Origin of the sequence: Luteimonas sp. 8-5, assembly GCF_029763755.1 — a bacterium.
In the GTDB taxonomy this organism is placed as follows: Bacteria; Pseudomonadota; Gammaproteobacteria; order Xanthomonadales; family Xanthomonadaceae; genus Cognatiluteimonas.
The window spans coordinates 1-6,163 of sequence record NZ_JARUVM010000097.1 but is presented as its reverse complement, the minus strand read 5'-3'; the positions used below and the strand labels follow the sequence as shown (position 1 = coordinate 6,163).

Genomic DNA, 6,163 nt, shown 5'->3' with positions numbered 1-6,163 from the left:
TGCCGCCATGCGGCTTGCGCGGACCACGCGCACCGTCGGGATTGCGATGGCCGCTGGGACCGGTATCGACGCCATCGGGCACGTACCAGGTGCGGAATGCCGCCGGGTTGTCGTGTCCCTGGCCGGCGCCCGCCTTGCCGCGGCGCGCGTTCTGGCCGGGCTGGCGCGGGCCCTTGGGCTTGAACGCCTTGTTGACCTGCTTGGCCGCGGCCTCGCCGCTGACGGTGAGGCCGCCATGGGGCTTCTTGCCACCGCGCCCGCGACGGTCCTCGCGCACGTGGTCGAAGCGACGCAGCTCGCGGCCCTCGTCGGCGGTGTTGTGGCCGCCGATGTAACCCTGGGCGCGATGGCCGCCCACGTGCACGGTCGACTTGGCAGCCTTGCGCTGGCCGATCACCGGCTGCAGCGTCAATGCCGACGGCGTGCCGTCTTCCAGGCCGAGTTCCTTGCGCAGCGCTTCGACGCGATCGGCCGGCAGCTCCTGCGAATGCCCGCGCAGCAGCGGCTGCGGCAGTTCGACACTGCCGTAACGAACGCGCTTCAGGCGGCTGACCTGGCAGCCCTGCGATTCCCACAGGCGGCGCACCTCGCGGTTGCGGCCCTCCTTGAGCAGGACCCGGAACCAGTCGTGCGAGTCGGTACCGCCGATGCGTTCGATCTCGTCGAACTTCGCCGGGCCGTCATCCAGCGCCACGCCGCGGCGCAGGCGGTCGGCGATCTTGTCCGACACGCTGTCCTCGCCTTCCGGCGCGCGCACGCGGCACACGTATTCGCGGGCGATTTCATGCGAGGGATGCATCATCGCGTTGGCCAGCTCGCCGTCGGTGGTGAGCAGCAGCAGGCCGGTGGTGTTGATGTCCAGGCGGCCGATGGCGATCCAGCGCGCACCCTTGAGGGCGGGCAGGGCCTCGAAGATGGTCGGGCGGCCTTCGGGATCCTCGCGCGTGGTGACCTCGCCTTCGGGCTTGTTATACATCAGCACCCGGGCCGGTTCGCTCAGTGCGCTGGCGACGAAGGTCTTGCCGTCGATCTCGATCCGGTCGCCGCCCTTGACGCTGGAGCCCAGCTGCGCGATTTCGCCGTTGACCTTGACCATGCCGTCGGCGATGCGCTGCTCGAGCGCGCGGCGCGAACCGAGCCCGGCCTGGGCCAGGACCTTGTGCAGGCGCTCCTCGAGGCGGGTGGCGGGGGTCTCGGCCTCGGCGCGCTTGAGGGTCAGCTTGCGCGCGGGCTTGTCCTTGGTGTTGCTCATTCCGTGTCTTCTTCGTGTTCGTTGTCGTAGTCGTCGGCGCCGTCGGCAGTGGCGATGTCGCCGATGGGCATGGTGTCGCCGCTGTCGTTGGCGGCGTTGTTGCTGTCGTCCTCGAACGACAACTGCGGTTCGAGTTCGCCGAAGTCCTTGAGTTCGGACAGCGGCGGCAGGTCCTCCAGGCGCTTGAGCCCGAAGTAGTCCAGGAAGCCCTTGGTGGTGGCCAGCAGCTCCGGCTTGCCGGGAACGTCGCGATGGCCGACCACGCGGATCCATTCGCGCTCTTCCAGCGCCTTGATGATGTTGCTGTTCACCGCCACGCCGCGGACCTGTTCGATCTCGCCGCGGGTGATGGGCTGGCGGTAGGCGATCAGCGCCAGGGTCTCGAGCGTGGCGCGGGTGTACTTCGTCTGGCGTTCCGACCACAGGCGCGCGACCCAGGGGTGGACGTCGGCCTTGACCTGGTAGCGGAAGCCCGAGGCCAGTTCGACCAGCTCGACGCCGCGGTCGGCGCAGGCCTCGCGCAGCGCGTCGAGTGACTGCTCGATGCTGCCGTCGGGCGCCGGCTCGTCCAGAGGGAACAGGGCGCGCAATTGCTGCAGCGACAGCGGCTGGCTGGCGGCGAGCAGGGCCGCCTCGACGATGCGGGCGACCATCCGGGTATCGAGCTTGCTGTTGTCTGGCTGGGCTTGGTCGTCCATAGATCAGTCGTTTTCGTCGAATTCGCTGGTGAGTTCGGGCGGGTTGCCGTCGCCGTCGCCGGAACCGGCCGCCAGCGACTTGATATAGATGGGCGCCAGCGGCGCCTCCTGGACCACGTCGAGCAGCCGCTCCTTGGCCAGTTCGAGGATGCCCAGGAAGGTCACGACCACGCCCAGGCGCCCTTCGCGCGGCTCGAACAGCGACTCGAAGCGATGGAACGCGCCGTCCTGCAGCCGCGCCAGCAGTTCGCCCATGCGCTGGCGCACGCTCAGGGCGTCGCGCTTGATCGCGTGCTGGGTGTACAGCTCGGCGCGCTTGAGCACGTCGTGCAGGGCCAGCAGCATCTCGCGCAGGTCCACCGGCGGCGGCAGCTTCACCGAGGCCCGGTCCGGCACGAAGGCGCCGGCCGGGGTGGTGTCCCGGTCCTGCCGGGGCAGGGCGTCCAGGTCCTCGGCGGCCTGCTTGAAGCGCTCGTATTCCTGCAGCCTGCGCACCAGCTCGGCGCGCGGGTCGCCTTCCTCGTCCTCGGCCAGTTCCGACCGCGGCAGCAGCATCCGCGACTTGATCTCGGCCAGGATCGCGGCCATCACCAGGTACTCGGCGGCCAGCTCGAAGCGCATCTCGTGCATGGCCTGGATGTAGTCGACGTACTGGCGGGTGATCTCCGCCACCGGGATGTCGAGGATGTCCAGGTTCTGCCGCCGGATCAGGTACAGCAGCAGGTCCAGCGGCCCTTCGAAGGCGTCGAGGATGACCTCGAGCGCATCCGGCGGGATGTACAGGTCCTGCGGGATCTGCAGCACCGGCTGGCCAAGCACCATCGCCAGCGGCATTTCCTGCTGCTGGGGGCGGGTGTTTCCGTCGTGTACGGCGGTCGCTTCCGCGACTGTGCCGGTGGGGCTTTCGGATGTCATCGATGAACCATCGACCCGTGGAGCGGTACCCGGGACGCCATGCGCCACACGCCGCGCACTCAGGCGGCGGGATCAGCGGATAAGGTCGTCGGCGAAGGAGCGAATCGGCCGTGGCACGGCGCTGCCCCGAACTATGGCAGACAGGTTACGGGCTGCGCGGGGGCCTGTCCAGCGTCCGGATGAACGGCGGGTCGCGGCCGGGCGGCGGCTACAATCCCGGGTCTCCGCAGGCAGGGACACCGCAACGATGTGGTACGCGATCGAAGGGCATGACGGCAGCGACGTGCTGGGCAAGCGGCTGCAGGCGCGCGCCGCCCACCTGGCCAGGCTGCACGCCCTGCGTGATGCCGGACGGTTGCTGCTGGCCGGCCCGTGCCCGGCCATCGATGCCGAGGATCCGGGCCCGGCGGGCTTCTCGGGGAGCATCGTGATCGCCGAGTTCGAGTCGCTGGAGGCGGCCCGCGACTGGGCCGCGGCCGATCCCTATGTCGATGCCGGCGTCTATGCGCGGGTCGACGTGCGGCCCTTCCGGCCGGTGCTGCCGTGAGCGTGCCCGACAACAGCGAGCGCATCGTGCGCATGCGTGCCCTGCTCGAACAGGCGTTCGCGCCGGAGCGCCTGGAGATCCGGGACGACAGCCATCGCCATGCCGGCCACGCCGGCGCGCGCGACGGCCACGGCCACTTCACCCTGGAGATCCGCAGTGCCGCATTTGCGGGCATGGCGCCGCTTGCCAGGCATCGTGCGGTGTATGCCGCGTTGGGCGCGATGATGCAGGACGATATCCACGCATTGGCTATTCGTGCGAGCGCGCCAAACGAATAAATTATGATTCGCGCAACATGATGTTGCGGCGCAACAAATCGCCTTTCCACCGCATTCGGGCAAACCCGCAACGCGAAAGGATTTTCACTGCGGACACCCGTGTTCGCCCGGGGTTCATGTAACCGTTTGCGTTGCCGTCCGGCCGGGCAGGGACTAGCTTGATGGGCTTGTCCGTGGATGGAGAAGGGAATGGGAGCAGCCAGCCCCACGATCAGGGATGTCGCGAGGCTCGCGAACGTGTCGGTTGCGACGGTGTCGCGCGCGCTCAACGGCCATGACAACGTTGCCGAGGCGGTCCGCAAGCGGGTCGTGGAAATCGCCAGCTCGATCGACTACAGCCCGCACCATGCCGCGCGCAGCCTCAGCCGGGGTCGCACCCATACCGTCGGTGTGGTCCTGCCGGACCTGCCATGCGAATTCTTCGCCCGCCTGATGTGCGGCATCGATGCCGCCGCCCGGGAGCGCGGCCTGCAACTGCTGGTTTCCGGCCACCATCGCAGCGCCGACAGCCAGGCTGCCGCGGTGCGGGTGATGCGCGGCCGGGTCGACGGCCTGCTGGCGATTTCGCCGTACGGCGGCCTCGAGGTCGCCGCGGCCAACCTGCCGCGCTCGCTGCCGGTGCTGCTGCTCGACAGCGACCCGGCCGCCGACGGCGTGTCCATCCTGGGCGTGGACAACCATGCCGGCGCGATGGCGATGATGCGCCACCTGGTCGACCAGGGTTATCGCGACATCGCATTCATTTCCGGGCGGCTGCCGCACTTCAACGCCACCGAGCGCCTGCGCGGCTACATGGACGCGATGGCGCAGCTGCTGCCGGGTGTTCCCGCGCGCGTGGTGCAGGGCGATTTCGACGTACAGTCGGGCTCGCGCGCCGGCGAGGAACTGCTCGCCGGGCCGCGCCGGCCGGACGCGGTGTTCGCCGCCAACGACATGATGGCGCTGGGTTGCATGTTCGCGTTCCAGCGAGCGGGCCTGCGCATTCCGGACGACATCGGCCTGGCCGGCTTCAACGACATTCCGCTGGCCAGTCACACCTCGCCGCCGCTCACGAGCATGCGCATCGACCTGTCGCGACTGGGCAGTGATGCCTTCGCCATGCTGCTCGACCGCATGGAAGGCGATGGCGAGGCCCGAACGCGGATCGTGCAGCCGGAACTGGTGGTGCGCGAGTCCACCGCCAAGCCGGTCTGAGGCCGTCCAGGGACTCCAGCTTTAGGGACTCCAATAGACCTGCAATCGTGCGCCTGGCGCCTGGAAGGCCATGCGCACCGGCATCTCGATCGGGTCGCTGCCTTCGAGTGCGCGCTCGAACACGTCGCGCTTGTCCTCGCCGCGCAGCAGCAGCAGGCGCGTATGCGCCGGGGCGAGCCCGGCCGGCGTCAGGCTGATGCGCCGCTGCCACGGCCCGGCGCCCGGGCAACCGCTGGCGTCCACGGCCACGTAGGCGCTGGCGCTCTCGAAGGCGTCGCGCAGGCCGCGCATGCGCGGGAACAGCGAAGCGAAGTGCCCGTCGCTGCCCATGCCCAGCAGCACGACGCCCGCAGGCTGGCTGGCGAGCAAGTTGGCGTGGGCCACCGCGGCCTCGATGCTGCGCCCAGGCCGGGTCAGTGGTTCGAAGTGGGCGCTTGCCGCGTTCCCGCACAGCAGGTGTTCGCGAACCAGGTGCGCATTGCTGTCCGGGTCCTCGGGCAGCAGCCAGCGTTCGTCGACCAGGCCGATGTCCACGCGGTCCCATTCCAGCGGGGCCTGGGACAAGGCGCGGAACACCGCTGCGGGCGTGCTGCCGCCGGACACCAGCAGGCGTGCGCGCGGCAGTTCCTCGAGGTCGCGGCGCAAGGCGGCCGCGACCGCCACCGCGGCCGCCCACGACCATTGGTCGTCGTTGCGGAACTCGTGCAGCGTCACCTTCACCGGGCGTCCCCGGCCACGGCCGCGGCACCCAACAATCCCGGCTGCGGATGCAGGACCGCGATCGTCGGCACTGCCGTCATCGCGGCGGCATAACGACCCTTGTCCTCGAAGCGCTTGCGGAACGCCGGATCGCGCAGCACTGGAAGCAGGGGTGGCACCAGGCCCCCGCTGAGATAGATGCCGTCCCAGGCGCCGAAAGCCAGCACCAGGTCGCCGGCGATCGAGGCGAACACGTCGCGGAACGTGCCGACCGTGCGTCGGCACAGCGGATCCCCGGCCTCCGCGCCGGCGGTGACGTCCTCGGGTGCCATCGCCGCCGGCGGATCCCGCCCCTCGATGCGGGCCAGTGCGCGGTGCAGGTTGACCAGTCCCGCGCCGCTGACCAGGCGTTCGTTGGAAACACGTCCAAAATCGGCTGCAAGTTGTTGAAGGATCGCGATTTCCGTCGCCGATGCAGGCGCGAATCCGGCGTGCCCGCCCTCGGTGGCCAGCGCGGACCAGCGACCGCCGCGCCGCATCAGCAGGCCGACCCCCAAGCCGGTGCCGGCGCCGGCCACGG

The 6,163-nt window shown here is 69.7% G+C and carries 6 protein-coding genes and 2 pseudogenes; 3 read left to right on the top strand and 5 right to left on the bottom strand.

Annotated features, from left to right (window positions below):
• The 3 genes and pseudogenes from QAA18_RS10110 to QAA18_RS10100 form a co-directional block, all read right to left on the bottom strand.
• Positions 1-1,252 (bottom strand): pseudouridine synthase (locus tag QAA18_RS10110; RefSeq protein WP_279412802.1); only part of this gene is annotated, 1,252 nt, incomplete at its 3' end.
• Between the two features lie 119 nt (positions 1,253-1,371).
• Positions 1,372-1,950 (bottom strand): annotated as a pseudogene (scpB, locus tag QAA18_RS10105) (SMC-Scp complex subunit ScpB); the annotation flags it as partial.
• Between the two features lie 3 nt (positions 1,951-1,953).
• Positions 1,954-2,799, bottom strand: a pseudogene (locus QAA18_RS10100) (ScpA family protein); the annotation flags it as partial.
• A gap of 313 nt (positions 2,800-3,112) precedes the next feature.
• Between QAA18_RS10100 and QAA18_RS10095 the strand changes: the two are divergent.
• The 3 genes from QAA18_RS10095 (at position 3,113) to QAA18_RS10085 (ending at position 4,884) form a co-directional block, all read left to right on the top strand.
• On the top strand, positions 3,113-3,412 hold the full coding sequence (locus QAA18_RS10095; RefSeq protein ID WP_279412801.1) for a YciI family protein: 300 nt from the start codon (positions 3,113-3,115) through the stop codon (positions 3,410-3,412).
• A 32-nt stretch (positions 3,413-3,444) separates the two neighbouring features.
• A complete protein-coding gene (locus QAA18_RS10090; RefSeq protein ID WP_279412803.1) occupies positions 3,445-3,690 on the top strand; it encodes a BolA family transcriptional regulator in 246 nt (81 codons plus the stop codon).
• Between the two features lie 177 nt (positions 3,691-3,867).
• Positions 3,868-4,884 (top strand): LacI family DNA-binding transcriptional regulator, encoded by a 1,017-nt coding sequence (locus QAA18_RS10085; protein ID WP_279412800.1) that lies wholly within the window; start codon positions 3,868-3,870, stop codon positions 4,882-4,884.
• 21 nt (positions 4,885-4,905) lie between these two features.
• Here the strand turns inward: QAA18_RS10085 and pgl are convergent, their stop codons facing one another.
• Together pgl and QAA18_RS10075 are read right to left on the bottom strand one after the other, a co-directional pair.
• Complete coding sequence (gene pgl / locus QAA18_RS10080; RefSeq protein ID WP_279412798.1) at positions 4,906-5,604, bottom strand: 6-phosphogluconolactonase; 699 nt, start codon at positions 5,602-5,604, stop codon at positions 4,906-4,908.
• Positions 5,601-6,163: glucokinase (locus tag QAA18_RS10075; protein ID WP_279412796.1), on the bottom strand; the 563-nt coding region annotated here is incomplete at its 5' end. The genes QAA18_RS10075 and pgl, both read right to left, overlap by 4 nt.